19 protein-coding genes are annotated in these 25645 nt (G+C 34.7%); 7 read left to right on the top strand and 12 right to left on the bottom strand.

All coding sequences use genetic code 11. The features are described 5' to 3' along the window. Positions 1-3 precede the first annotated feature (3 nt). Together ACFSC2_RS23130 and ACFSC2_RS23125 are read left to right on the top strand one after the other, a co-directional pair. Positions 4-813: a CheR family methyltransferase gene (locus ACFSC2_RS23130; protein ID WP_379813469.1), complete on the top strand. Its 810-nt coding sequence runs from the start codon at positions 4-6 to the stop codon at positions 811-813. Continuing rightward, on the top strand, positions 795-1382 hold the full coding sequence (locus ACFSC2_RS23125) for a chemotaxis protein CheB (RefSeq protein WP_379813468.1): 588 nt from the start codon (positions 795-797) through the stop codon (positions 1380-1382). The genes ACFSC2_RS23130 and ACFSC2_RS23125 overlap by 19 nt, the downstream gene beginning before the upstream one ends. Positions 1383-1475: 93 nt before the next feature. Here ACFSC2_RS23125 and ACFSC2_RS23120 read toward each other — a convergent pair whose 3' ends face one another. After that, positions 1476-2237 (bottom strand): porin family protein, encoded by a 762-nt coding sequence (locus ACFSC2_RS23120; protein ID WP_379813467.1) that lies wholly within the window; start codon positions 2235-2237, stop codon positions 1476-1478. A 10-nt stretch (positions 2238-2247) separates the two neighbouring features. Then, the gene (locus tag ACFSC2_RS23115; protein WP_379813466.1) at positions 2248-3372 is read right to left on the bottom strand and encodes a hypothetical protein; all 1125 of its coding nucleotides are present in this window, start codon (positions 3370-3372) and stop codon (positions 2248-2250) included. 253 nt (positions 3373-3625) lie between these two features. On the opposite strand from ACFSC2_RS23115, the gene ACFSC2_RS23110 reads away from it, so the two are divergent. The 5 genes from ACFSC2_RS23110 to ACFSC2_RS23090 all read left to right on the top strand — a co-directional run bounded on the left by ACFSC2_RS23110 (position 3626) and on the right by ACFSC2_RS23090 (position 12140). Next, a complete protein-coding gene (locus ACFSC2_RS23110; RefSeq protein WP_379813465.1) occupies positions 3626-3946 on the top strand; it encodes a DUF6660 family protein in 321 nt (106 codons plus the stop codon). A gap of 107 nt (positions 3947-4053) precedes the next feature. Continuing rightward, positions 4054-7176, top strand: a complete 3123-nt coding sequence (locus ACFSC2_RS23105; RefSeq protein ID WP_379813464.1) for an efflux RND transporter permease subunit — start codon at positions 4054-4056, stop codon at positions 7174-7176. Between the two features lie 160 nt (positions 7177-7336). Further along, positions 7337-8455, top strand: coding sequence for a TolC family protein (locus ACFSC2_RS23100; RefSeq protein ID WP_379813463.1), 1119 nt, complete (start codon positions 7337-7339; stop codon positions 8453-8455). Positions 8456-8457: 2 nt separating this feature from the next. Continuing rightward, on the top strand, positions 8458-9720 hold the full coding sequence (locus tag ACFSC2_RS23095) for an efflux RND transporter periplasmic adaptor subunit (protein ID WP_379813462.1): 1263 nt from the start codon (positions 8458-8460) through the stop codon (positions 9718-9720). A gap of 416 nt (positions 9721-10136) precedes the next feature. Then, a complete protein-coding gene (locus ACFSC2_RS23090; RefSeq protein WP_379813461.1) occupies positions 10137-12140 on the top strand; it encodes a heavy metal translocating P-type ATPase in 2004 nt (667 codons plus the stop codon). A gap of 7 nt (positions 12141-12147) precedes the next feature. Here ACFSC2_RS23090 and ACFSC2_RS23085 read toward each other — a convergent pair whose 3' ends face one another. The 10 genes from ACFSC2_RS23085 to ACFSC2_RS23040 form a co-directional block, all read right to left on the bottom strand. Continuing rightward, positions 12148-13419 (bottom strand): DUF6624 domain-containing protein, encoded by a 1272-nt coding sequence (locus ACFSC2_RS23085; protein WP_379813460.1) that lies wholly within the window; start codon positions 13417-13419, stop codon positions 12148-12150. 81 nt (positions 13420-13500) lie between these two features. Next, a complete protein-coding gene (locus tag ACFSC2_RS23080) occupies positions 13501-14151 on the bottom strand; it encodes a VOC family protein (protein ID WP_379813459.1) in 651 nt (216 codons plus the stop codon). Positions 14152-14344: 193 nt separating this feature from the next. Further along, complete coding sequence (locus ACFSC2_RS23075) at positions 14345-14764, bottom strand: hypothetical protein (RefSeq protein ID WP_379813458.1); 420 nt, start codon at positions 14762-14764, stop codon at positions 14345-14347. A 218-nt stretch (positions 14765-14982) separates the two neighbouring features. After that, positions 14983-15594, bottom strand: a complete 612-nt coding sequence (locus ACFSC2_RS23070; RefSeq protein ID WP_379813457.1) for a hypothetical protein — start codon at positions 15592-15594, stop codon at positions 14983-14985. 335 nt (positions 15595-15929) lie between these two features. Then, on the bottom strand, positions 15930-17072 hold the full coding sequence (locus ACFSC2_RS23065; RefSeq protein WP_379813456.1) for a cytochrome-c peroxidase: 1143 nt from the start codon (positions 17070-17072) through the stop codon (positions 15930-15932). 261 nt (positions 17073-17333) lie between these two features. After that, entirely contained in the window at positions 17334-18818 is a 1485-nt protein-coding gene (locus tag ACFSC2_RS23060) for a hypothetical protein (protein ID WP_379813455.1), read from the bottom strand. Continuing rightward, a complete protein-coding gene (locus ACFSC2_RS23055) occupies positions 18787-20244 on the bottom strand; it encodes a RagB/SusD family nutrient uptake outer membrane protein (protein WP_379813454.1) in 1458 nt (485 codons plus the stop codon). The genes ACFSC2_RS23060 and ACFSC2_RS23055 overlap by 32 nt, the downstream gene beginning before the upstream one ends. 4 nt (positions 20245-20248) lie before the next feature. Continuing rightward, positions 20249-23527 carry a SusC/RagA family TonB-linked outer membrane protein gene (locus tag ACFSC2_RS23050; RefSeq protein ID WP_379818719.1) on the bottom strand — a complete coding sequence of 1093 codons (3279 nt, stop codon included), beginning with the start codon at positions 23525-23527 and terminating at the stop codon, positions 20249-20251. A gap of 97 nt (positions 23528-23624) precedes the next feature. Beyond that, positions 23625-24731, bottom strand: coding sequence for a FecR family protein (locus ACFSC2_RS23045; protein ID WP_379813452.1), 1107 nt, complete (start codon positions 24729-24731; stop codon positions 23625-23627). 66 nt (positions 24732-24797) lie between these two features. Next, positions 24798-25397, bottom strand: a complete 600-nt coding sequence (locus ACFSC2_RS23040) for an RNA polymerase sigma-70 factor (protein ID WP_379813451.1) — start codon at positions 25395-25397, stop codon at positions 24798-24800. Positions 25398-25645 lie beyond the last annotated feature (248 nt).

The following is a 25645-nucleotide window of genomic DNA, read 5'->3' as shown; positions in this document are numbered from 1 at the left end:
ATTATGATTGAAGATATTGAGCTGGAAGCTCTTATAAATGACGTGTACGAATATTATGGCTTTGATTTTGGAAGTTATTCCAGAGCGTCGCTTAAAAGACGCGTCAGCAGGGTTTATGTACTAGATGGATTTAAGCATTTTCACGATTTTCTTTCGCGAGTACGTACTGATCCTGAGTATTATAAAAGAATGATCGACGAGATTACAGTAAATGTTACAGAAATGTTTCGTGATCCCTCTTTTTATAAAACACTGCGAAAAGAAATACTGCCTTTATTAGGAACAAAACCTTTTATCAGGATTTGGCACGCCGGTTGTTCTACTGGCGAAGAAGTCTATTCTATGGCTATTTTATTAAAAGAATCTGGATTGCTGCACAAATCTATTTTGTATGCTACAGATATAAATGCTGCGGTTTTAGAAACAGCCAAAAGCGGGATTTTTCCGTTGAGAATGATAAAAGATTATGCCGACAATTATCGCGATTCTGGAGGCGAAGAAGATTTTTCGAACTATTATATTGCCAATTACGGTTTTGCTAAGTTTAACGAAGAACTATCAGAAAAAATGGTTTTCTCGCAGCACAACTTAGTTTCAGATACTTCATTTAATGAATTTGATCTCATTTTGTGCCGCAATGTTTTAATCTATTTTGATAATAACCTGCAGAAAAGAGTCGTAAACCTGTTTGATGACAGTTTGGCTGTTTTGGGTTTTTTAGCACTCGGAACCAAAGAAACTATAAAATATTCTATATCTCAAAGCAAATACAAACAGTTTGACAGGGAGAAAATATGGAGAAAAATAAAATAATAAAAGATTGTAAAGTTGTCATAATAGGAGGTTCCGCGGGAAGTTTGCAGGCATTACTGCAAATTTTGCCTTTTATAGAACCGCCAACCACCTTTGCGATGGTCATTGTCGTTCATAGAAAAAATTCAGATGAACAGACTTTAGAAGACCTTATCGCCTTAAAAGCAAAAATCAAAGTACGAGAAGTAGAAGATAAAGTAGCGCTCGAAGCGGGATATATTTATATCGCGCCGTCGAATTATCATTTATTGTTTGAGAAAAACGAAACTTTATCGCTGGACACTTCCGAAAAAATAAATTACAGCAGACCCAGCATTGATGTTTCTTTTGAATCGGCTGCAGAAATTTACGGTAGTTTTTTAATGGGGATATTGCTTTCAGGTTCAAACTCAGATGGTACGGCAGGTTTAAAAGCAATTAAGAAAGCTGGAGGTGTTATCGTAGTGCAGAATCCGCTTTCTGCAGATATGCCTTTTATGCCCAATAATGCAATTTTACATACCCATCCAGATTTAATTTTGAATACAGAAGAGATTCTGGAGTTGTTAAAAAATATTAATAAAGAATAGAGAATAAAGAATAAAGAATAAAGAATAAAGAATAAAGATTAAAGATTAAAGATTAAAGAATAAAGATTAAAGATTAAAGATTAAAGATTAAAGTTAATTCTTATCTTCAGGAAGAATTACTTTGTTGATTTCGGCTTCTTTTTCGGCCTTTTTTTGCGCCGCTTTTCCACGTCCAATCGGAATTCCTGCTGTTAAATACAAAGATCTATTGTATTGAATCGGAGTCGTATCGCCTTTTAAAAGCGGCACAAGTCCATAGTAATATTGCAGTGTAATATTTAATCCGTTGCCTACATTCAGATGATAGCCGACTCCAGCCGCTAAACCTGCATCGATAACATGAATTTGGTCGCGAATGGTTTTTTTATAAGTCACATCGTCTTTGTCAATTTCTTTAGTAAATTTATCAAAAGCCGTTGCCAAAAGTCCAAGTTGTGGTCCGGCTTTCACATAAATTCTATTTTTAAATTGGTATTTAATTAGAATCGGAACATTAAAATAACGAATCTCACGATCAACTTTTCCACCCGCAAAAGTTTCGTCCAAACCTTCATCATTCAAAGAATATACGGGAATATTGTTAGCTCCCATTGGCGATTTTACAATTACTCCAGTATTAATCATCCAAGCCGGATTTTTTTTGGAGCGAATATCAAAATAGAATCCGAGATTAAAACCAACATTGGTTCCCGAAGATTCTTGATTTGAAATCGATGAAAAATTGGCGCCACCTTCTAATCCAAATTCTAAAAAGGGAGAATTAAGTTTGTCTCCAAAAATCAAGGAAATCAAAACCTGAGATTGCAGCTGCTGTATGCAAAAAAGCATACTAAATAATAACAAACCTTTTTTCATGTAGTTTGAATTAAAGTCCAAAACGATATTGAAGACCGCCTAGAATCTGTGTGCGGCTTCCAAGAAATCCACCTTCAACTCTAAACATTAAATGCGGGTTTAATTGATATTGCGAACCAATTATAAAATTCCACATATCTTTAGGTCTTTTTTGCAGAGCGTATTGTACAGACGAAGAGGATGCAGTACTTAAAGCTCCGTCAAGAGTAGCTAGAATATTCCCCGCACTTTCTAAAGCGCGATTTGCGGTATTATGTTTAACCACATTCGAAGGATTTCTTTGTTCTGCAGGAGTTAATCCCGCCCACCAATCGTCGACTTTTGTCTGATTTTCATCTACTTTTGTCAAACCGTCATCCACTTTTTGCTGAGCATTAGCCAAATCTATAAAGTCAGAAAGCGGTAAATTTCCGTTTGTATCACCGCTGATATGCACTCTAAATCCACCAACCCAAACGGCAATATTTTGATTTTTATCTCGAAATGGTTTAAAAGTTTTCCCTAATCGTGGTCCAAATATATAAGAAAACGCAGGTTTGTCCAGAGAACTAATATCGGTCCATGACATATTCATATCAAGGGCAAACCAGCCGCCGCCAATACCGATTGTCGGTGTCATACCAAGACCAAAAGTTGTGGCATTAAAAGAGGCTTTTGTGCTAAAAGAAGCAACCTGCGACCAATTATTATCAGCATCAGGAATCCAAATTCCAGCATTAATTTTTGTTGCCGTATTGGCTTTCCCAAAAATGCCATAAATATTTAAAAAAGGAAGGAGCCAGATATCGGGTCTAATCGTGATAGCGCCCGCTTCTACATGAGATTTGTCAAATCGTACAATTTCATCGAGATTGTACATTGGTCCGTTATTGAAGCCAACTTGAAGATCATTGATCACAATTTCAGAATCCTGCCAAAAATAATTTACTGATAAACCAGCAGAATAGGGAAGTTTGTATCCTTTTTGAGCCACTTTTTCGCCCCAGATAGGAAGTGCATACGGATAATTAGAGATTTTAAGACTGTCTTTGAGATCTTCATTTCTCTTTCCAACAACCTTATCGGTATAAACTTGTGCAAAATTTTGCAGACTGCATAATAATAAAATGGCTGATATTAGTTTAGTACATTTCATAGATTGAGTTCTAATAGTTAGTAAATGAATCTAATGTTTAAAAAAATATGTGCATTTATATTAAAAGAACGGCGCGTAGTCTAAGGAAGATTTTCGTGTAAATCTTAAATTAGTATGTTAATTAGTGTTAAAGATAATTAAATTTTCTTTTAGAATTTATATTAACTGCTTATTTATGAGTGATATATGAAAAATAATAGAAGGGAAGAAGTATTTTGATTTTATAAAAGAATAAATATTATTTTTGTTATTGATGAAATGGATAACAGCAATATTATCGCTCTATTTAGTTTTTCTTTCTAGTCTGCCATGTTCAGACATAGAAGAAACGAGCCCTATTCATCAAAGAACAGAATTTGCATCAGACAATCATTCGCACGAAAAACAAAGCGATTTATGTTCTCCTTTTTGTATCTGCAATTGCTGCGGTGCACACGTTTTAAGTTATCAATCGGCTAATATTTTTGAATTTAAAGTTCCTTCAGCCGTAATTTCGATTTCACTTCCAAGTTACAAATCTGTATTTATTTCCAATTTCTACGGAAGTATTTGGCAGCCCCCTCAAATAGCATAATGATGCCCAAACTGGTAAAACAGGATTTGGGTTAGAGAAGTGTGGATTTTCCACAAAATCAAAAATAGACAAGAAATTGTCTCATTTCTCATTTCATTATAATTCAAATGTTAGACAAAATCATACAATTTAGTATACGAAACAAATTCGTTATACTCTTATTTACTTTGGTATTAATAGCTTTTGGGAGTTATTCAATAAAGAAATTACCATTAGATGCACTTCCAGATATTACCAATAATCAGGTGCAGATTATTACAACCGCTCCAACTTTGGCAAGTCAGGAAGTGGAGCAGTTAATTACCTATCCGTTGGAACAAGCGGTAAAAACGGTTCCAGATATTATAGAACTTCGCAGTATTTCCCGCTTCGGACTATCGGTTGTTACCGTTGTCTTTGAAGACGATGTGGATATTTACTGGGCTAGGGAACAAATCTTTCAACGTTTAAAACAAGCCGAAGAAAATATTCCAGATTATGTTGGTTCGCCAGAATTAGCACCGATTACAACGGGTTTGGGAGAAATTTATCAATATGATGTATATGCCAAAAAAGGCTATGAAAATAAATACAGCGCAGTAGAATTACGAACGATCCAAGATTGGATTATCATTCCGCAATTACAGGGAATAAAAGGTGTTGCCGACGTGAGTTCTTGGGGTGGAAAACTTAAGCAATATGAAATCGCTGTTAATCCAAACACTTTAAACAGTCTCGGCGTTACGATTACCGAAATCTTTGATGCTTTAGCCAAAAACAACCAAAACACGGGAGGTGCATATATCGAAAAAGATCAATATGCCTATTTTATCCGCGGTGTCGGAATGGCAAAAGGCGTTAAAGATCTGGGAAATGTGGTTGTGAAAAACCGAAATGGTTCACCTGTTTTGGTGCGTGATGTAGCGCAGGTTAGAGAAGGCGTGGCATTGCGCTACGGAGCTTCTACAAAAGACGGGAAAGGCGAAATTGTTTCGGGTTTGGTTTTGATGTTAAAGGGTGAAAACTCCAGCGCAGTTGTAAACCGAATTCACGAAAAAATGATTCAGATTAATAAAAGTCTTCCAGAAGGTGTTGTTGCCGAAGCTTTTATTGATAGAGGAAAATTGGTAGACAATGCAATCGGAACGGTTACAAAAAACCTTTTAGAAGGTGCCTTAATCGTGATTTTTGTTCTGATTTTGTTTCTAGGAAATCTCCGCGCAGGACTAATCGTTGCGTCTGTGATTCCGCTGGCAATGCTTTTTGCTGTTATTTTAATGAATGCATTTGGCGTAAGTGGCAATCTAATGAGTCTTGGCGCGATAGATTTCGGAATCATTGTAGATGGCGCCGTTATTATTGTTGAAGCAACGATGCATCATCTGCAAAAATTAAAACTCAAAAGAGAATTATCTCAGGAAGAAATGGATGTCGAAGTTTATAATTCGGCTTCAAAAATCAGGAATAGCGCTGCTTTCGGCGAAATCATTATTCTCATCGTTTATTTACCCATTCTTGCCTTAATCGGAACTGAAGGGAAAATGTTTAAACCAATGGCAATGACAGTTGGTTTTGCAATTATCGGCGCTTTTATCCTTTCATTGACGTATGTTCCGATGATGAGCGCTTTATTTCTTTCGAAGAAAACGGAACACAAAGAAAACTTTAGTGATAGAATGATTCTTTGGCTGGAAAATTTCTATACGCCTTTGTTAAAAAAAGCTTTAGAATTTAAGCGAATCGTGCTTGCGGCTTCTATCGGATTATTCGCCTTGAGCGTAATTATTTTTCAAAATATGGGCGGCGAATTTATCCCGACAATCGAAGAAGGAGATTTGGCAATCAATGTTTCGATTATGACGGGAAGTTCGCTTACGCAAATGGTAGAAACGACAACCAAATTAGAGAAGATTTTAAAAGATAAATTCCCTGAAATTAAAACTATTGTTTCTAAAATAGGAAGCGGGGAAATTCCAACCGATCCGATGCCGATAGAAAGCGGCGATTTGATTATTGTTTTAAAAGACAAAAAGGAATGGAAAGGTAAATACCACAATTGGGAAGAACTGGCGAATGCAATGAAAGAAGAAATGGAAGTAATTCCAGGTTCCAATATCGAGATTTCACAGCCCATTCAAATGCGTTTTAACGAATTAATGACGGGAAGTCGTTCTGATATTGCGATTAAGATTTTTGGCGATGATCTAGAAATTCTAGACGCCAAAGCCACCGAATTAATTTCGAAAATAAAAAACATTGAAGGCGTAGGCGATCTTAAAGCCGATAAAGTAACAGGGCTTCCGCAGATTACCATTAAATACGATTACAACAAAATCGCCTTGTATGGATTGAATATTTCGGATATCAATCAAATTATCCGTTCTTCATTTGCGGGCGAAATTGCCGGCAAAATCTACGAAGAGAGTAAAAGATTTGATGTTGTAGTTCGAATGAATGAAGACAATCGCGCCGATATTACCGATGTGAGTAATTTGTTTATTCCGCTTCCGAACGGGCAGCAAGTACCGCTTTCTCAAGTCGCTTCTGTAGAATACGAGCAAGGTCCGGTACAAGTCATCCGCGAAGACGGAAAAAGAAGAATCACAGTGGGTTTAAATGTACGTGGTCGTGATATACAAAGTGTTGTTGAGGAAATTCAGCAGCAATTGGACAAAAGCTACAAACTTCCTGCGGGGTATTTTATTACATACGGAGGACAATTTGAGAATTTAATTGAAGCTTCAGAACGACTTTTAGTAGCGCTTCCAGTTGCTTTAGGATTGATATTAGTGCTTTTGTATTTCACTTTCAATAGTATAAAACAAGCGGTTTTAATTTTTACTGCAATTCCGCTTTCGGCAATGGGAGGCGTTTTTGCCTTATTACTTCGCGGCATGCCGTTCAGCATATCAGCTGGAATTGGTTTTATTGCTTTATTTGGAATCGCAGTTCTAAACGGAATCGTGTTGATTTCCTATTTCAACCAATTAAAATCAGAGGGAATTACAGATGCGTTTCAACGTGTTATTATAGGAACCAAAACACGTTTACGTCCGGTTTTAATGACAGCTGCCGTAGCTTCATTAGGATTTATGCCAATGGCATTGTCCACAAGTGGCGGGGCAGAAGTGCAGAAACCTTTAGCAACGGTAGTAATCGGCGGTTTATTCTCTGCAACATTATTGACGTTAATCGTTTTACCGATTTTGTATTTACTATTGGAGCGTGGGTTTAACCGCAAAGAGCGCTAAGATTTACGCAAAGCACACAAAGAAAATTAAAAAAATGAAAAATATCCATTTTACTTATAAAAAAATCTCCGCGAACTTTGCGAAAATTCCTTTGCGAACTTTGCGGTTAAGTGCGTTTCTATTGTTCACAATCTTATCGCATTCACAAACTAAAATTTCTTTGGAAAAAGCAATTGAACTCACCAAGTCAAACAACATCGACCTAAAAATTGCCGATAAAGAAATCGAAAAACAAACGATTCTCAAAAAGACTGCTTTTCAGCCCGATGCTTTGCAAATACAGTATCAAGGCGGACAATTTAACAGCGTCGATTTTGATCACAATGTTTCGGTACAGCAGTTTTTTCCACTTGGAAATGTAACCAAAGTCAATAGGCAATTGCAGGAAGAATTAGCGAAACTGGCGGAAAAGCGAAAAGCTTTATCTGCTTACGAAATAGAAAAGGCGGTTACTTTGGCGTATTATCAATATTTGTATGGCGTCTCGGTTCAGAGGTTAAATACTGAATTGAATGAGATTTATACAAAGTTCCTAAAAAATGCCGAACTGCGTTTTCAAACAGGAGAAAGTGGCAATATCGAAGTAATCAGCGCCAAAGCAAAAGTCAAAGAAATTGAAACCCAGAAAGCCCAATTAGAATACGATTTGGCGATTTATCAAAGACAATTGCAGTTTTTCATTCAAACCAATGAAAACATTATTCCTGACGAAAAAACACCTTTACAATATCCATTACAAAGTGCAGGAGATTCAAACGTAACGACTTTGTTAACCGATTTCTACCAGCAGCAGATTTCGGTTTATCAGAAAGAAAACAGCGCTTTTAAAGCACAACGAACACCAAAATTAGGTTTAGGTTATTTTGCACAAACTATTAATACAGAATCACTTTTTCAGGGTTTTACCGCGGGATTGCAGATTCCGTTATTTGGCGGTGTTAATACTGCGAAGGCAAAAGCGGCAGAAATGAGTATTTCGCAGTCACAATTGGCTTTGGATAAAAGTAAAATTACACTGCAATTGCAGCAGGAAGAACTTCAAAACAACTTTTTAAAGCAGCAGAAAGCATTAGAATATTTCCAGAAAGAAGGTTTGCAATATGCAGATCAGATTATCAATACGGCGCAGAAAAGTTATGCTAACGGCGATATGAGTTATTGGTCGTACATCAGTTTTTTAAATCAAGCAATTGATATTAAAAAACAAGCTGTAGAAGCGACGCATAACTATAATCAAAGCGCTGTTGAAGTTCAATTTCCAACCATCAAAAACAATTAATCATGAAAAATATATTTAGTTATTTAACCGTAAAGATCGCAATAGAAAAACGCGGAGTTCGCAAAGAAATAAAACTTGGCGTGCTTTGCGTATCCTTAGCGCTCTTAGCGGTTACCTTTCAAAGCTGTAATGAAAAGAAAACCGAAGAACCGCAAGAAGAAGAAAAATCAACTACCGAAGTAGCTCTAACAGCCTCTCAATATAAAACCATCGGGATTGAAACCGGTTTTGTGGAAGATCGAAATCTCAATAAAATTATTAAAGCGAATGGTTATACGACAGTTCCGCCTCAAAACTCAGCAGAAGTTTCGACTTTAATTGGCGGAACGGTAAAAGATATTTTTGTTTTAGAAGGCACTTTCGTCAATAAAGGAAAAGTGTTAGCAACGATTCAGAATCTGGAAGTGATTGAAATACAGGAAGATTATCATTCAGCTGCAGCCAATATCGAATATCTGCAATTAGAATACAATCGCCAGAAAACGCTGAGTGATGAAAATGTGAATCCGAGAAAGACTTTTCAGGAAGTAAAAGCCAAACTAGCTGCCGAAAGAGCGCGTGCGCAAGCAGCGAAGAACAAATTGGATGCGTTGCATATCAGCACAAAAGGAAGTACTTCTGTCGTGCCAATTGTTGCGCCAATTAGTGGTTATGTAGGGAAAATAAGTATTGCTAAAGGTGCTTTTGCAAATACAGGAGTTTCGTTGTTTGAAGTCGTTGACAACAGCCAGATGCATTTGGATTTGAATGTGTATGAAAAAGATTTGGGTTCTATTTCTGTCGGGCAGGTAATTGATTTTGTATTAACGAATCAATCCAATAAATCGATTAAAGGGAAGATTTTCGGAATCAATAAATCTTTTTCTAACGAAAGTAAAACGGTTGCTGTTCATGCGAAAATCGACCCGCAAGATGCCAAAGGGTTAATTTCAGGAATGTATGTTTCTGCAAATATCAATATCACAAATGCTACGGTTCCAGCGCTTCCAAAAGATGCAGTGGTACGCAATGCCGATAAATATTTTGTTTTTATGGAAGAAGAAGCACATGAAGAAGAAAAACAGGAACATGCAGCAGGTGAAAAAGAAGAATCTCACGGAAAAGAGATTCATTTTAAAGCCATTGAAGTAGTTCCAGGAACCACAGATTTAGGTTTTACGGAAGTTAAATTTGTAAATGATGTTCCTGCCAATGCAAAAATTGTGACGAAAGGTGCTTTTTATCTTCTTTCTGCAATGAAGGGCGGAGGAGAGCATGAGCATTGATTTTTTTTAAGGTGCTAAGATTCTGAGTTACTAAGGTTCTGAGTTTTTTGTATCGGGTTAAATTTGCTCGCAAAGAGGCAGAGTCGCAAAGTTTAATGAGATATGAATTGCCTCCAGCTTTAGCTGGCGGATAATCAAGCTTTAATTTAAGAAAGGCTTTAGCCGAAAACGCAACATTAGATTGGCTAAAGCCATCAAATTAAAATCTATAAAACCTCCAGCTGAAGCTGGAGACAATTCAAAAGAACTTTGCGACTCTGCGTCTTTGCGAGCATGTTTGATCTAGTCTAAAAAACTTAAAACCTTAGTGTCTGCGGGACAATAAACTTTGACACAATTTGATTAAATTTAGAACATTATTTTAATAAAGTTTCGTAGAAACTAAAACTTGAAACTTTAAACCTGAAACAACTCAAATGATACATCAAGATAAAGAAGTAAAAAGTACTAAAAATAAAGCCAGACCATCCTGTTGTTGTTCACATGACGATGAGCCAAAACATTCAGATATTGACGGACATGATCACGAAGGCCACGATCATGAACATGATGTGAATGGAAGTCCGTTTCAAATGTTTATGCCAGCGATTATTTCTTTTGTTTTATTGCTGATTGCGATAGGTTTTGATAACTATTTTCCACAAACTTGGTTTACGGGTTATGTTAGAATTGCTTGGTATGTAATTGCTTATCTTCCTGTTGGTATTCCTGTTTTAAGAGAAGCTTACGAAAGCATCGTTAAAGGTGACGTATTTTCAGAATTTTTCTTAATGTCAATTGCAACGGTTGGTGCTTTTGCGATTGGCGAATATCCCGAAGGTGTTGCGGTAATGTTGTTTTATTCTGTTGGGGAAGTTTTTCAATCTTTAGCGGTAAGCAGAGCAAAATCGAATATCAAAAGTTTGTTAGACCAACGTCCCGATGAAGCGAATATTTTAGAAAATAATGTGGTTACAAAAATCAAAGCTTCGGAAGTAAATATTGGTGCTGTAATTCAATTAAAACCCGGCGAAAAACTAGGTTTAGACGGCGAATTATTATCAGATACTGCTTCGTTTAATACTGCAGCTTTAACAGGCGAAAGTAAACCTGATACCAAAACCAAAGGCGAAACGGTTTTGGCAGGAATGATTAACGGAAGCACGGTTGCTTTAGTAAAAGTTACAACGGCTTACAATGATAGTAAGTTGTCTAAAATTCTAGAATTGGTTCAGAATGCGACCACTAAAAAGGCACCTGCGGAACTTTTTATCCGAAAATTTGCTGAAATTTATACACCAATTGTGGTATATCTGGCTATTGCAATTTGCTTGGTTCCGATGCTTTTTGTTGAGAATTATGTTTTTAGCCAATGGTTGTACCGCGCTTTGGTCTTTTTGGTAATTTCTTGTCCTTGTGCATTAGTTATCAGTATTCCGCTTGGCTTTTTTGGCGGAATCGGCGCTGCAAGTAAAAACGGAATCTTATTTAAAGGCAGTAATTTTTTAGACAGCATTTCGACTATTCAGAATGTAGTTATGGACAAAACGGGAACAATGACCGAAGGTGTTTTTAAAGTTCAGGAAGTTTTTATAAAAGAAGAATTTGATAAAGCTACACTATTAAAATTAGTTAATCTCCTCGAAAGTCATAGCACACATCCTGTTGCAACGGCAATTCACAATTATGCTGGAGCAATAGATTCTGAAATAAAACTAGAAAATGTAGAAGAAATTGCCGGTCACGGACTTAAAGCTGTTGTAAACGGATCAACGCTTTTGGTTGGTAACTTTAAATTGCTGGATAAATTCAATATTTCATACGATTTAGATCCGAATTCGGTTGTGCATACTACAATCGCCATTGCGTACGAAAATAAGTTTGCGGGATATTTAACCATTGCTGACGAAATTAAGCCGGACGCCCAAGAAACGGTTAGTAAATTAAAATCATTAGGCGTTAAAACTACAATGTTAAGCGGTGATAAAAACAATGTTGTGCAATTTGTGGCGCAAAAACTCAAAATTACAAATGCATACGGAGATTTACTTCCTGAAGATAAAGTAGCAAAACTTAACGAAATTAAAGCCAAAAATGAAACAGTTGCCTTTGTTGGCGACGGCGTAAATGATGCGCCTGTAATTGCTTTAAGTACAGTCGGAATTGCAATGGGAGGTTTAGGAAGCGATGCAGCAATCGAAACCGCCGATGTTGTAATTCAGGATGATAAACCGAGTAAAATACCAATGGCAATTAACATTGGAAAGCAAACCAAAAAAATTGTCTGGCAGAATATCACTTTGGCTTTTGTAGTCAAAGCAGTTGTTTTAATTTTAGGTGCTGGAGGTTTGGCAACAATGTGGGAAGCAGTTTTTGCCGATGTTGGTGTGGCGCTGTTGGCGATTTTGAATGCGGTTAGGATTCAGAGAATGAAGTTTTAACTTGTTGCTACAAATTAGCAAACAGATCTTTCCATCTATTTTCAGAATAGAACTTTTGAAATGCAGTATTTGATAAAAGTTTTTTTAAGTTTAAATCACCTCTCAGATGGTTTAAACTTAAAAAATCTAAAGCAATGCTTCGATATTGCACTTCATTTGTTTTATTGTAAATTTTGGCAAAAAGTTCTGCGGCTTCAAAGTTTTGAGTGCTTGTCATTCCTCCTAAAATCATTGAGGCATTATTGTAATTGTCATATACTTTCTGAAACTCTTTTGTTTCGTAATTCTTTTTAGCCTCATTTATTAGATTTAATGTACTTTCAGTATCTTCTTTATCCTTTTTTGACGCTTCTAGAGCTGTTGGAATTGTGTATTTAAATCCATAATTCAAAGCATAAATTTTTAAAGGAAGAAGTCCAAATTTATTTCTTCTTTTATCGGTTTCATTTTCTTTAATTATTCCTCTAAAACTTGAAGCTTTTCCATTTTGAGTCCAATTTACTTGTGTTCCGTAAAGTTGTTTGTAATTTAAATTACATTGCACTCTGTCATACAAAAAAGCATAATTTTCCATGTCCAATTCTTTTGTTCCTTTTAATTTATCCATTTCATGCAAAGCTGCTTTCTGAAATAAAATATCTTGATCGGCGTGCTGTACAATTAGCCAGAAATTATGAGCACCATCTTTTCCAATTTCTGATATTTTCGGCCAACCGTAGTTTTTAAGAATTTCTTTTGCTGTCGAAAGATTTTTAAAATCTAAGTCGTTAATTTTCTGTTGTAATTCTTTTAAGTGAGCAGGATCTGAAGTTTGTATTTTCGAATATCTAATTTTCTGATCTGCAATTCCCATTGCATTGATTTGTTTTCGCAATTCTGGAAGTTGCAATGTCTTTTCGTATTCTTGTTCTTTTAAACGTGCTTTTTGCGCTGCGACTTTCCATTCTTCGGAGTAATTATTTCGAATGAAATCAAAATACGGATCTATCAATAATTGGTCGGCTTCAGTCCATCCTTTATCGAGCGACAAGTTTAAATACTGAAAGGCTTTAGTTTTATTTTCGTCAAGCGAATAAATTCCGGCAGCCTTGTACGCATTTAATGCATCAGGTTGTTGGATTGAAAATGCTTTTTCCAGTTTTGGAATAGCATTTTTATAATCTTTTTGAAGATGAAGTAAAGACGCTTCTGCAATTAAAGCTTCGTATGCAAGATTGGGCTGCGCATTTGAAATAGCAAAACTGAAAATGAATAATAGGTGAAAGAAGTATTTTTTCATACAGATTAAAACTATATTATAGATATTTTTTGCTGTGATGAAAATACAAATTATATTGTTATCTATTTGATATAAAATGATTTAAAAGTGTAATTCGATTAGGTTTTCATCATTTTCTAAAGATATTTTTACCGGATTACTTTCCGAAGGAATCTGAGTAGGATACCAATTTCGATTCGGTTGTACCAGAATTAATAAACCGTTATGATCGCCAATGGCAGCGAATTTATCTGTATTTGTATTTTGAGAAAAAAAATGGAGTCCATGTTCCTTAATTAATTGATTTCCTAATTCTAATGGACTTTCAGTAACGATTCCGATTTCGCTTATATTTAAGATAGAAGCACAATTGAATTCGCCAACTTGTTCGTTATTAAGATCATGTCGCGCAATGAATTCTAGTAAATTTCCATTATGATCATAAAAATAGATTGAATGTGCATTCCAGTTTTCAAAATGAGTAACGACACTTTTATCTTCCAAAACAATTAAATAAACCTTGTTTTTGCACCACTCAATAGCTTCTTCAAGCTGATTTGCTGGAATATTAAAAGCAAAATGATATATGGAATTAAAGTCTTGATCTTCAACAAATTTTAAGATGGAAGTCCCAGCCTGAAATGTGATCGATTTTGGGTCATTTTCTAGGATAAAAAGTCCAAAAAGGTTCTGATAAAATGCTTTTGTTTTTTGAATATCGTTTGTTTTGATTTCTATCTGATCTATTCTCATAATGGTATTTTTTATAAAAGAAAAATCTTCTTTTTGTTAGAATCAAATTTAGAAAATCGAAACATGACAATGATAATAGAGTCATTTTATGCTTCGATGAAAGTATAGTAAATTACTATTTTAAAATGAGACTGGCAATAAAAAAATCCGTTTCAAGCAAATGAAACGGATTTTATATAGTTAAATAAGTGGTTTATGCCATATCGATCAAACCTCTTTTTACAACGTAGTGGTCGTCATTTTTTACCAGATAAAATTGAGCAGCAAATCCAGAAGGTTCGTCCATATACGTAACACTGACGTCAAAATATCGGGTGTTACTATTGTTTTCTTCCGCCCACATAAAATCATCGAGAATGCCTAAATGCTGTGTCCATTCTAGGTTGTTTAGCCATTCTTTACCTTCAAAAGATTCGTCTTCGGCAATTTCATGAATCAAGTAGTGATCGCGCCAAATTACGTGGATAGATTCTTCCCAGTCATCGTATAAATGATCTACACTTTTTCTGGCGTTGTCTAATTCTCCTTTTTTTAGATAAGCAAAAAAATCTTCAACTGCTTTTTGAGCTTCAAGTTCGGTTGGTTTTTCTTTCCAAGTTTTAAAGGTTGTCATAAAATTTAGTTTGTAGTTTATATTGGGGATTCGCTTTTTTTTTATCTGTATAAAAGTAAAATAATTTTCTATTGATATACATTGCGTTGCAATTATATTGTAAATATTTTTCTACTTAATAAAACAGTATTGACTCTTATTTGAAATGAAAAAGCTCACTTCAATTAAGAAGCGAGCTTTGAAGATTTGCAGATTTTTGGGGCAATTTGCAAATCAATTTATTTTCGTTGACGAAGATTTTTATGGTGATTGTTTCTACGCTCAATAATTTCAGGATTATTGCTAAAAGCAAACGGCATTAATTGTTTTGTCGGCATCATCATCAATTCTACTTTTCCGAAATTTTGATATAAAGTAATTCTGAGATTTTGGATTTCCATGGATACTTTAGAATCATTGTTTAAGAATAATTCCTGAAGTCTGTACGGATGTTTGATATTTAATTTTTTGGCAATCTCGATTACTTCGTCTTTATTTTTCCAAATATGAAGACCAACTCTTTCCCAAGAATAGGTAATTCGTAATTGAGCTATTCTGGCAGCATCGTCATCATTAAATTCTGCTTTTAAAATCACTTCTAAAGAATCTGAGTATTTTTTAATTCTCTCCGGATTTAATTTAGAATCAATGAGCATTTTTTCGTAAAGCTCTTTTGGTATTTTAATTTTTAAATTTTCATCTAAATATTTATACTTATAACTTATAAAATCAATCTTCACGATCGAATCAATTTTAATATCTTTTTTGTGTGTAATCTCCTCAATATTATCTTGAGAAAATATAGGAGAAGAAACTAAAAATAGAATAATTAAAATGTTTAACGACTTCATAAAGCTTGTTTTAGAATTAATAATTCAAAATTTCAATACAGCAAATTATATTGTTTTTAAATTGTTTTTGCCTTTAAAGATTTCTCGCTTTTCGCTAAAAAGAATAAAAGCGGAACTGAAACGATAAAAGGAAATAAAAACGAAAAAATGATTAGTAAATAAGGTTTTTTAAACTTGCTTTTATTCTTTAAAACATAATAAATAGAAATGAAAAACAAGATAAGATGCAATAAAAGAGCTATTTGATACAGGAATAAACCTAATTCGAATTGATTTATTAATTTGTTCATAGATAATTATTTAGATTGATTTGGTTTCTAAATCATTTTAAATGATTACTTCGGCATTTCTGGTGTCATTATTCTTCTTGTCGGCGTACTCAAAGTTTCGATGAATGCTAATAAATCACTAATTTCTTCTTTGTTTAAAGCTAATTTTCGAAGCATTGGATCAGATTTCGAAATCAGTGAATCTCTTGCAGTTCCCAGATATTTTTTTTGAACGGGTGACGGATTTCCTAAATTGTACAGTTCTACAACATCTAGCAAACTAGGAAAATGTCCGTGATGCATCCACGGTTTTGTATTTACAACTTCGCGTAAAGTCGGTGTTCTAAATTTGCCAATATCTTTTACATCTTTAGTTACGTTATAACGTCCAAAATCCTCATTTTTAGTTCCGAATAAAGTTTGTCCATCATTATGAAACTGATTATCGCTGAAATACGGTGTATTATGGCAATTGATGCATTGCGCTTTGGTTCTAAACAAATGCATTCCTTTAACCTGCTGATCGGTATAAATTTCTGATTTTCCGCTTACAAACTGATCAAATTTACTTTTCGGACTATTGATTGATCTCTCGAAAGTCGCAATCGCGTATTGAATTCGCTCCAGCGTCACTTTTTTATCTCCAAAAGCTTTCGTAAATAAAGAATTATAACCTTTAATTTTAGCAATTTTATCAACGGCAATCGTCAGTTTTTCATTCATTTCTAACGGATCGGCAACTGGAAACTGCGCTTGATCTTCTAAACTAGAAGCCCTTCCATCCCAAAATAGGGAAGTGGCGTAGGCTGAGTTTAGAATCGTCATCGAGTTTCGTTTCCCCGTTTGACGGTCATGTCCAAACGAACGTGTTAAATTATCTGTCCAGCCCAATTCTGGATTATGACAGGAAGCACAGGCAATTTGGCCGCTTCGAGATAATCTCGGATCAAAAAACAAGATCTTTCCTAAACTTTCTTTTTCCTTAGAATACGGATTATAAGCAGGATAAGGAACTGCAGGAAGCACACCGATATCCTGAAATTTAGATTTATCGACATTTTCATGTAATTCGGCAGCAGGCCATTTAGAAGAATCACCGCTGGAATACAGTTTTCGAAGTTCCTGAATATCGATATAATCAGGTCCTTCTGCCGTTTTATAAGCCGTTAAGCCCAGCAGAAATAGGAGTGGGAAGATTAGTTTTTTCAATTTTGCTTTTTTTTGTTTTTGTTTTTTTGATTTGTTTCAGGTTTAAAGTTTCAGGTTTAAAGTTTCAGGTTTCAAGTTTAACGTTTGTTGGAACTTGAAACCTGAAACTTCAAACTTGAAACCTTTTTTTGTTTTATACTCCAAAAGCTTTGTCAAAGTTTAAAACTTTGACAAAGCTCAATAGGGATTTTTTTGTTTCAGGTTCAATGTTTCAAGTTACTGTATAACCTGAAACTTCAAGAAACCTGAAACAAAATAAAGTTAAAGCGTAACTTCTTTAGGACATGGAATGCTTAAAGGGCTTGGCTTTGTGTACACTCTGTTGTTGTACATTCTATATTGTGTAGAAACAGTTCCTCCAAAAAGTTTCTCGTTTGTTAGTTTTAATTCAAATGAAATTTCAAATAAACCATTACTGATTTCTTTATAAGTTCCATCGCCAGAAATAGCGATTACGTGTGTGTTTGTTGCGCTCGATCCGATTGTAATATCCTGCGGAATTACTAAGACAGTTCCTTCTGTTTTGCTGTTTCCGTTGGCAGGGAAAAACTCTAAAGCTGACGTAATATTAAATCCTGGTGATATTGCAGCCGAGTTACTTTCGTTAGAAAACCATCTTTTTAAACCAAAAGAGTTTACAGTATTCGTTCCGCTGGCAACATTGAAACCAATTTTGAAAGCATCGTGATACACATCATCATTTGGATTTGCAGTTCCTTTATCGCTGTAAAGAATGGCATTTTCATTGTCTTTCGTTACTATTATAGGGAAAGTCAAGGCATTGAATGTCTGCCATGTACAATTTCCATTATTGTTAAACCAATGTTCACCGTACGTCAAGTAAAATGCATTAGTTGGATCTGTAAATTTCGATGCTGGCCATGCCTGAAGATCACGAGGTGATTTAATTGGTTTCACAATAGTTAGATTAATACTTCCTGTTGCATTATAGTTTGGAATATTTACCAAAGTAATCTTTGATTCATAACGAGCATCATCATTTTGTATATCTTCTAGAAGCGTCAAATGATACGTAATTGAACTTCTGTTATCTCTATAATCATCATGAGTCAGAGAATATTCAAAACCATTTTGAAATTTAAAAATCGTAGCATTTTCTATTTCGGAAGGGAAAAACCCGTTTGGAAAATTTACTTTAAAATCAACTGTTTCACCAACTTCTCCTTTAATCACAATTTGATTTACTGGAAAAGTATAATTGGTTGTAATGGTAGCCAAATCTATTTTGAAAGTATCATTAGGATATGTTGTATTTAAATTTCCGATGTGAATTTCAGGATCAGAAACAGTTTCCAATTTTAAAGTAATACTTTGATTCGCTGCCCATCTCTTGTCAAAAGAAACAGCAATAGTATCTGTTAGTTTACTTCCTTCAAAAACCAATTGATTTACTGGATTAACTGTAAAACTTTCATTATCGCCAGTTGAAGAAACGGCACTGAAGTTTGCTGTTACAGCATTTTTTAAAGAACGAGTTGATAATGCAACAGGAACTTTCAATGTTTTTACCGAGCTGTTTACATACGTATCCTTAGGAATCAGCATAGAGTTTACAGTAGGATACTCTAATGGAACATTAGCACTGGTTACCAAAAAGTTAAATCTTAAATGCGGTTCAATCTCAGAACCTAGTTTATAATCGTCTTTTGAACAAGACGTCAATAGCAATGCTATTGTAAATATGCTGAGTATCTTAATAGGATTCATTTTGCTGTAAGTTTTCATTAAGATTAATATTGAATAATGGTATTGGTAATACGAATTTAGTAGAAGGATATGCCATACTGCAATTGGTAGAGATACAGCCGTCATTTCTTGTAATTCCTAAGTGGTTACGTCTTAGGTCAAAGAATAAATGTCCTTCAAAACAAAGCTCTTTCCTTCTTTCTAAAAGTATGTTTTCCTTTAAATTTAGAGTACTCGTTAATAAAGAAGCGTTAGCTCGAGCACGAATGACATTAATATCTGCCATCGCAAGATCGGGCTGATTGTTTTCTAGTGCCGCTTCGGCACGAATTAAATACATTTCACTTAATCTAAAAGCTACATATCCTGCATTATCCTGAAATTTTCGTGTAAAATTATATGAAACTGGAGTTAATAAACCATTTACAAGAGTTGAAATATTAACGTTAAGGAATAGTTGTTTTCTTAAATCATTAGTTTCATAAAGATTTACCAGATCATCTGAGGCTACATATCTGGCATAAGTATTTGCATTGAAACCAAAATAATTAGCCATAGTAGTTTTTGCTGCACTTTCAGCATCTCTTGGAATTGTAAATTCTAATAATACTTCAGAAACTGGAAGATCAGGTTGTTCCCATTGTGCTACTAAATTGGAAGAATTTACTAACTGTATTCCTGAATTTGTAATCACATCATTAGCAGTATCATAAGCGTTTGTCCAGTCTTTTTTATACAAATAAACTCTAGCCAATAAAGCTTTTGTACTATTTTTATTGAAATAAGAATAAACAGGTCCGGCCATTGCAGACGAATCCGAAAAATTATCAATTGCTACTTTTAAGTCATTAATAATTAGAGAATAAGTAGTAGCTAAAGTTTCTCTTTTAGGGTATTTTAACCCCGCTTTTATAGATTCTGTGCTGTATACAATTCCTAAATGAGAAGCATCTGGTGTGTAACCGTAATCTTGACAATAAACCTGAGCCAAAAGAAAATGTGAATAGGCTCTGATCGCTAAAGCTTCAGCCTTTATCTGATTTTTTTCGGTATCAGTTGCATCGGTTAATTTTGGAGTATATTCTAAAATTAAGTTTGCTTGATTGATAATACTGTAATGACCAGAATAAAAGGACTCAAAATTACTGCTCTCTTCGGTATCTTCAAAAGAATAGACTTCTCTAACATTAAGAGCGGGTGTTATTTGTCCAATACTGCTTCCAGATGAAGTTGGCGTAAATTTGATATTGCCGCCTTGTAAATCAGAGTAAACGGCAAAGCGTTCACCTCTTACGTTTTCTTCAACTAGACCATAAAGTCCTTTCATAGCGGTTAAGACCCCTGCTTTGTTTTGCAATAACTCATCTATGGAGGTTTGGGTTCCTGGTTCTTGCTCCAAAAAGTCACTGCAGCTTTGCAATGAAAAAATCAGGAATGCTATTGTGATATATTTTAAATATTTCATTGTCTTAAAATTTTGCATTTACACCAAGCGAAATAGTTCTTGCCTGCGGATAAGTATATCTAAATTCTCTAATTCCGTTCATTCCCTTCGGACTTTTATCTTTATACCAATACAATACATTGGTTGCATCTGCAAAAACAGAAAGTGCATCTAAGAAAATATTTTTAATCGGAACATTATAACTAAGGTTAACATTGCTTAATCGTACATAAGTGGCGTCATAAACATATTTACTTAAATTTGCTGTAACAGGTACAATTGTCACGGCAGCGTAAGGCACAACATCTCCTGGATTTCTCCAGTGATTATTGGCATTTACAGAAAGATTTCGATTTGAAGTGTTTGAATATTTGTCGATAATAGCATCGGAAGCAAAGAAATCACCACCCAATTGAAAATCTCCTCTAAAAGTTAAATTTATATTTTTGTAAAAAGTAAAGCTGTTGTAGAAACCTCCATATGCTTTTGCTTGAGTGTCTCCAATTGGTTCCCAATCAGCTTGTGTAAACAACGTTTTGTAAGTAGCAAGATCGTAAATCTGGCCATTTTTGGTAACCAAATCTCTTCCTGTAGCTGGATCAACACCAACCCATTTGATACCCCATACTGTAGTAACACTGTAGCCAATTTTTTGAGCCAAAGCCAATTCACCAACAGAAAAATCACTTCCTAAACCTTTTAAATCGGTTACTTTACTATCTACAGTAGAAATGTTAAATGCTGTAGTCCATTTAAAATTATCGCCTTTAAACCATTTAATTCTCGTCTGAAATTCCAATCCTTGATTATACATACTTGCCGCATTCAACTGCATAGAATTGTAACCTGTTTCAGTTGGAATATCTCTTGTAGTAATCAGATCACTTTTATCATCACGGTAATATTCAAGAGAAAATTCTATACGGTTAAAAATATTAAAATCGATTCCGGCATTAAATTTTGTATTCTTTTCCCAGCTTAATCGCCCGTTTGGAGCAGCACCAACGACTGCACCTGTTCCGCCATTATAGTTGTTCTGACTGTAATTGTACAAACCTTTTGAACGGTAAGAGCCAATTCGCGAATTTCCTGTTGTACCGTAACTTGTTTTAAGTTTTAATAGATCAATCCAAGAATTGTTGTTAAAAATTTTTTCGTTACTAATAATCCAGCTTGCACCAGCACCGCCGTTATTTGCGACATCAGTGTCATCTCCAAAAACAGAACTTTGATCGCGACGGAAGTTTGCCAGCAGATAATAACGTTTTTTGTAATTATAGTTTACCTGAGTAAATAAAGAAACTCTAGAATTGTAGCTGATTTCAGTTCCAACAGATTGATTATCCTTACTTTCATCGACATTTGGAGTTGCCGGATTGTCGTCTCGAATTGCATTAGAAATCGGATTAATGACAAATGGATTCACAAAACCAACTGCAGATTGATATTCAAAATCTGTTTTATCTTGAGAAAGTTCAAAACCAACAACACCATCAATAGCGTGATTTTCTGAAAGTTGTTTGTCGAATAAAGCTTGTCCCTGCCAGTTCCATTTCGTTGAATTTCTTTGATTCAAAAGTCGGCGCCCCCATCTTGGATAAGTAATGTTATCTAAAACAAAAGTTCCGGCAAACTGACCGCTTTCATTTGCAGCAGAAAAATAACGATCCTGTTCTTTATCAGTATAATCCATACCGAAGAGAGTAGAAAACTTGATCGCTTTACTTAATTTATACGAAAGACTTAGACTTCCTAAAAGACCATAAGTCTGTGCTTCATTTTTATTTTGCTCAATTGCAGCTAAAGGATTTCCCCTCATCATACCGCTGACACCTAAGTCAGAATACGATCCGTCTGCGTTGTAAGGAGAAAGAGTAGGAAGATAAGCAAAAGAATAAAAGATATTTGGTGCATCTTTTTGAACAAAACTTGGATTCAACATTAATGAAATGTCTAATTTATCAGAGCTGTAGGCTAAATTAATTCCCGCATTTAATTGTTTGGTTGTGTTACCCATTTGTGGCTCATCAATTTTAGTATAACTAATATTGGTGCGGTATGAAATTTTGGTAGTAGAACCAGAAACGTTAAAATTATATTTATTGAAGATTCCAGATCTATTCAAAAGACCAAACCAATCTGTATTTACTCCGTTATATGTAGTTAGAGCAGATCCTGGCGAAGTGTTTTTTACAAATTCGTTTCGCAGTTCTGTATATTGTTCTCCGTTAAGGTATTGAATTTGATTAATAGCAGAAGAAACCCCAAGCTGATTAGAGAAACCAAATTGAGTTTTTCCTTTTTTTCCTTTTTTTGTTGTAATCAAAACTACGCCATTTGCCCCGTCAGCCCCATAAATCCCAACCGCTGCTGCGTCTTTAAGAAATGACATAGACTCAATATTTTCTGGAGCAATTTTCATTAACGGATTTCCAAAACTTTCAGAAGCATCCCCATTACCATTAAAATAAGAACTATCGATACCAAATTCTTCACTCATTATAATACCATCAACAATAAAAAGGGGCTGCGTAGAAGTTCCTGTACGCGCACCTGATAAAGAAGGCAGCGTTCCCTGACCACGGATATTAATTTTTACAGGACCACCAACTCCAGAAGTATTTTCTACCAAAACTCCGGCAACTTGTCCCGTAATCATTTTGTCTACACTTTCAGAAGCTTGTTCTACAGGAATATCTTTCGCTTGTAAAGTAGAAATACTCCCCACAATTTCCTCTTTCAGCTTTGTAGTTCCATAAGAAGAAGTAATAATTACGGGATTTAATTCGTCTGCAGCTTCTTCAAGGAAAAAAGAAAATAGTTTTTTAGTACCCGCTTTTTGCGATTGCGTCTGCATTCCTAAAAAGCCCACTTCAAGTACCAGATTCGGAATATCATTTCCAGTTAATTGATAAACAAATTTTCCGTTAAAGTCGGTGATAGCGCCCATACCGCCATTTCCCATTCCTTTTATGCGAACCGAAGCGCCTGGAAGCGGCAGTTTACTTTTAGCATCATAAACAATTCCACTGATAAAGCGTTCTTTTTCCTGCGGATCTGCCTCAGAATTATCAGGAACAGAACTAGTCAGTAAAACCTGTTTTTTCTGAATGTAATAAGAAATGTTTTTATCTTTTAATAATTGCTTTAAAACAGTTTCTAAAGTCGCATTATTAATATCTAAATCAGCCAATTGTTCGGCGTCAATTTTTCTAGCGTTATAAATGATTCTAAAATCACTTTGTTCTTCAATTAATTTAATAATTGAGCTGATAGGTTTGTTTTTAACATGTATTGTTATCAATTTATTTTGCGAAAAACCTTTAAAACCAGATATAAGGAGGGCTAAGAAAAACAAAGTTTTTCTTAAGTTATTGGGTATCATTAATGTCATGTTTTATTTAGTTATGGAAAATAGGTGTAATGGTGATGGTTTTTTGTTCAACCGAATAATTAAAAGGCGTGTCACGTTTTAGAAGTTCTAAAATGTTTTCGACACTAGACTCACTGATTTTTATTGAGCCGGTAAAATTCTGTTTGGCCAAAACAGCATTTTCGTTGATGATTTCAACGTCGTAGGAACGCTCAATAATTTTGGTTATTGTAGAAAATGGGGTGTTGTTAAATGCAAGTTCGCCTTGAGTCCAAGCTTCGTAAAAAGAAGTATCAACATTTTTTGTTGTAATTTTTTTAGATTGACTCTGCCAAACAGCCATTTGACCAGGCTGGAGGAGAACTGTATTTAGAGGATTGTCTTTTTCAGACATTTTGATACTTCCTTCAACCAAAACACTGCTCACGGTTTTGTCTTCAGGATAAGCATTTACATTAAAATGAGTTCCGAGAACTTCAATTTCAGTTTTGTCAGAATGCACAATAAACGGATGCTTTTTGTCTTTGGCAACTTCAAAAAAAGCTTCACCAGTCAAGTAAACATTTCTTTTACCGTTTATTCCAAATTGCTCCGGATAACGCAAAGTAGTTCCAGAATTTAAACTTACAAGCGTACCGTCTGAAAGTTGCAATTTGAATGTTTTTCCGTACGGAACTTTAAGGGTATGATATAAAACGTCTTTATCAAGAACTTTTCCGAAATACATAATCTGATTTGGTAATTTTCGGGCAACCAATTCGCCCTTATCATTTACCAAAGCAGTCTGATTTTTTTCGGTAATATATTCTAAACTTCCATCGCCGAATTCCAGAACAATTTCTTTAGAATCGGTTGTTCTTTCATTAAAATAAAAAGCCAGTTTTCCTAAACCAAACAAAACAACAAGAATGGCCACGTATTTAAAATACTGTCTCGTTCTATTTTTTGGTTGTAAAGCAACAACAGGAACCTCACGTGAAATAGTTCCAGAAAGTGCTGTTAAGGTCCAGGTCTTTTTTGAAGTTATAAATTGCTTTTTGTTTTCTTCAGAAGCTTCAATCCATTCAAAAAGCTGCGCAACTTCTTGTTCAGAGGCTTCATTAGATAAGTATTTATAAATTAGTTCCGATGTCATAAATGCGTTTTTAAACTCTCGCTGTAGTTAGTACACTTCAGAATTAAAATACCCTACCTTTTATTTTTAATTATTACAAATAAAGATAAAAATCAAGAATAAATAATCTGATAATTTTGTTTTTAAAATCTTTAAAGCCTTGGTCATGTGGGCTTCAACGGCTTTTAGAGTCACCTGCATTTCTTCTGCGATTTCTGAATTTTTTTTATTCTCGAAACGCTTTTTAATGAAAACTTCGCGTGTTTTTGGCGGAAGATCACTAATAGATTCCTGAATAATGCGCTCCAATTCGGTTAATTCTAAAGTGTCGAATGAAATTGAATTTAGGACTTCAATATCCAATTCGCGTTCTTTTTGGTTTAATAAATCATTTTTGAATTTATCCTTTACCTTATTATGGCGAATCAAATTCAAACATTTTGATTTGGAGTAGGTGTAGAGAAAAGACTGGATTCCGTTGGTAGAATCTACAGTATCACGGTTTTGCCATAAATGCACAAAAGCTTCTTGCGCCAGGTTTTCTGCTTCTTCAGCATCATAAATAAACTGAACGCAGAAAGATTGGATTCTTCTAAAGTATTTTTCGTAAAAATAACCGAAAGCCGTTTCGTTTCCTTCCTTGAAAGATTCGAAATTCTGGTTTTCTAAATTAGTTGTATTATTCATTTAACGAAATTACTTTGGGAGCAATATAAGTAATTTATTTTAAGGATTACTTAGCGTGTATGCTCAGAAAGCGGCAAATATAAAAGTTTATTTATATTAATTCTAAATAAAATAAAATTATCGAATGATTTGAGAAAAATTATTCAGAAAAGGTTTGGATTAGGCTTTTTTTAACCGCAAAGTTCACAAAGGTTTTTGGCAAAGAACGCTAAGTTTTTTAGTTAGGTTTTTTTAAACGCAAAGACCGC

This window comes from Flavobacterium artemisiae, assembly GCF_042678225.1.
In the GTDB taxonomy this organism is placed as follows: Bacteria; Bacteroidota; Bacteroidia; order Flavobacteriales; family Flavobacteriaceae; genus Flavobacterium; species Flavobacterium artemisiae.
The sequence above is the reverse complement of the archived record's forward strand: the minus strand, read 5'-3'. Positions and strand labels throughout refer to the sequence as shown.

Coding starts and splice junctions, on each gene's coding strand:
- ACFSC2_RS23075 (WP_379813458.1), bottom strand. CDS start 14,764: ATGACAACCTTTAAAACTTGGAAAGAAAAACCAACCGAACTTGAAGCT.
- ACFSC2_RS23045 (WP_379813452.1), bottom strand. CDS start 24,731: ATGACATCGGAACTAATTTATAAATACTTATCTAATGAAGCCTCTGAA.
- ACFSC2_RS23040 (WP_379813451.1), bottom strand. CDS start 25,397: ATGAATAATACAACTAATTTAGAAAACCAGAATTTCGAATCTTTCAAG.
- ACFSC2_RS23095 (WP_379813462.1), top strand. CDS start 8,458: ATGAAAAATATATTTAGTTATTTAACCGTAAAGATCGCAATAGAAAAA.
- ACFSC2_RS23070 (WP_379813457.1), bottom strand. CDS start 15,594: ATGAAGTCGTTAAACATTTTAATTATTCTATTTTTAGTTTCTTCTCCT.
- ACFSC2_RS23055 (WP_379813454.1), bottom strand. CDS start 20,244: ATGAAATATTTAAAATATATCACAATAGCATTCCTGATTTTTTCATTG.
- ACFSC2_RS23105 (WP_379813464.1), top strand. CDS start 4,054: ATGTTAGACAAAATCATACAATTTAGTATACGAAACAAATTCGTTATA.
- ACFSC2_RS23125 (WP_379813468.1), top strand. CDS start 795: ATGGAGAAAAATAAAATAATAAAAGATTGTAAAGTTGTCATAATAGGA.
- ACFSC2_RS23120 (WP_379813467.1), bottom strand. CDS start 2,237: ATGAAAAAAGGTTTGTTATTATTTAGTATGCTTTTTTGCATACAGCAG.
- ACFSC2_RS23080 (WP_379813459.1), bottom strand. CDS start 14,151: ATGAGAATAGATCAGATAGAAATCAAAACAAACGATATTCAAAAAACA.
- ACFSC2_RS23110 (WP_379813465.1), top strand. CDS start 3,626: ATGAAATGGATAACAGCAATATTATCGCTCTATTTAGTTTTTCTTTCT.
- ACFSC2_RS23115 (WP_379813466.1), bottom strand. CDS start 3,372: ATGAAATGTACTAAACTAATATCAGCCATTTTATTATTATGCAGTCTG.
- ACFSC2_RS23085 (WP_379813460.1), bottom strand. CDS start 13,419: ATGAAAAAATACTTCTTTCACCTATTATTCATTTTCAGTTTTGCTATT.
- ACFSC2_RS23090 (WP_379813461.1), top strand. CDS start 10,137: ATGATACATCAAGATAAAGAAGTAAAAAGTACTAAAAATAAAGCCAGA.
- ACFSC2_RS23060 (WP_379813455.1), bottom strand. CDS start 18,818: ATGAAAACTTACAGCAAAATGAATCCTATTAAGATACTCAGCATATTT.
- ACFSC2_RS23130 (WP_379813469.1), top strand. CDS start 4: ATGATTGAAGATATTGAGCTGGAAGCTCTTATAAATGACGTGTACGAA.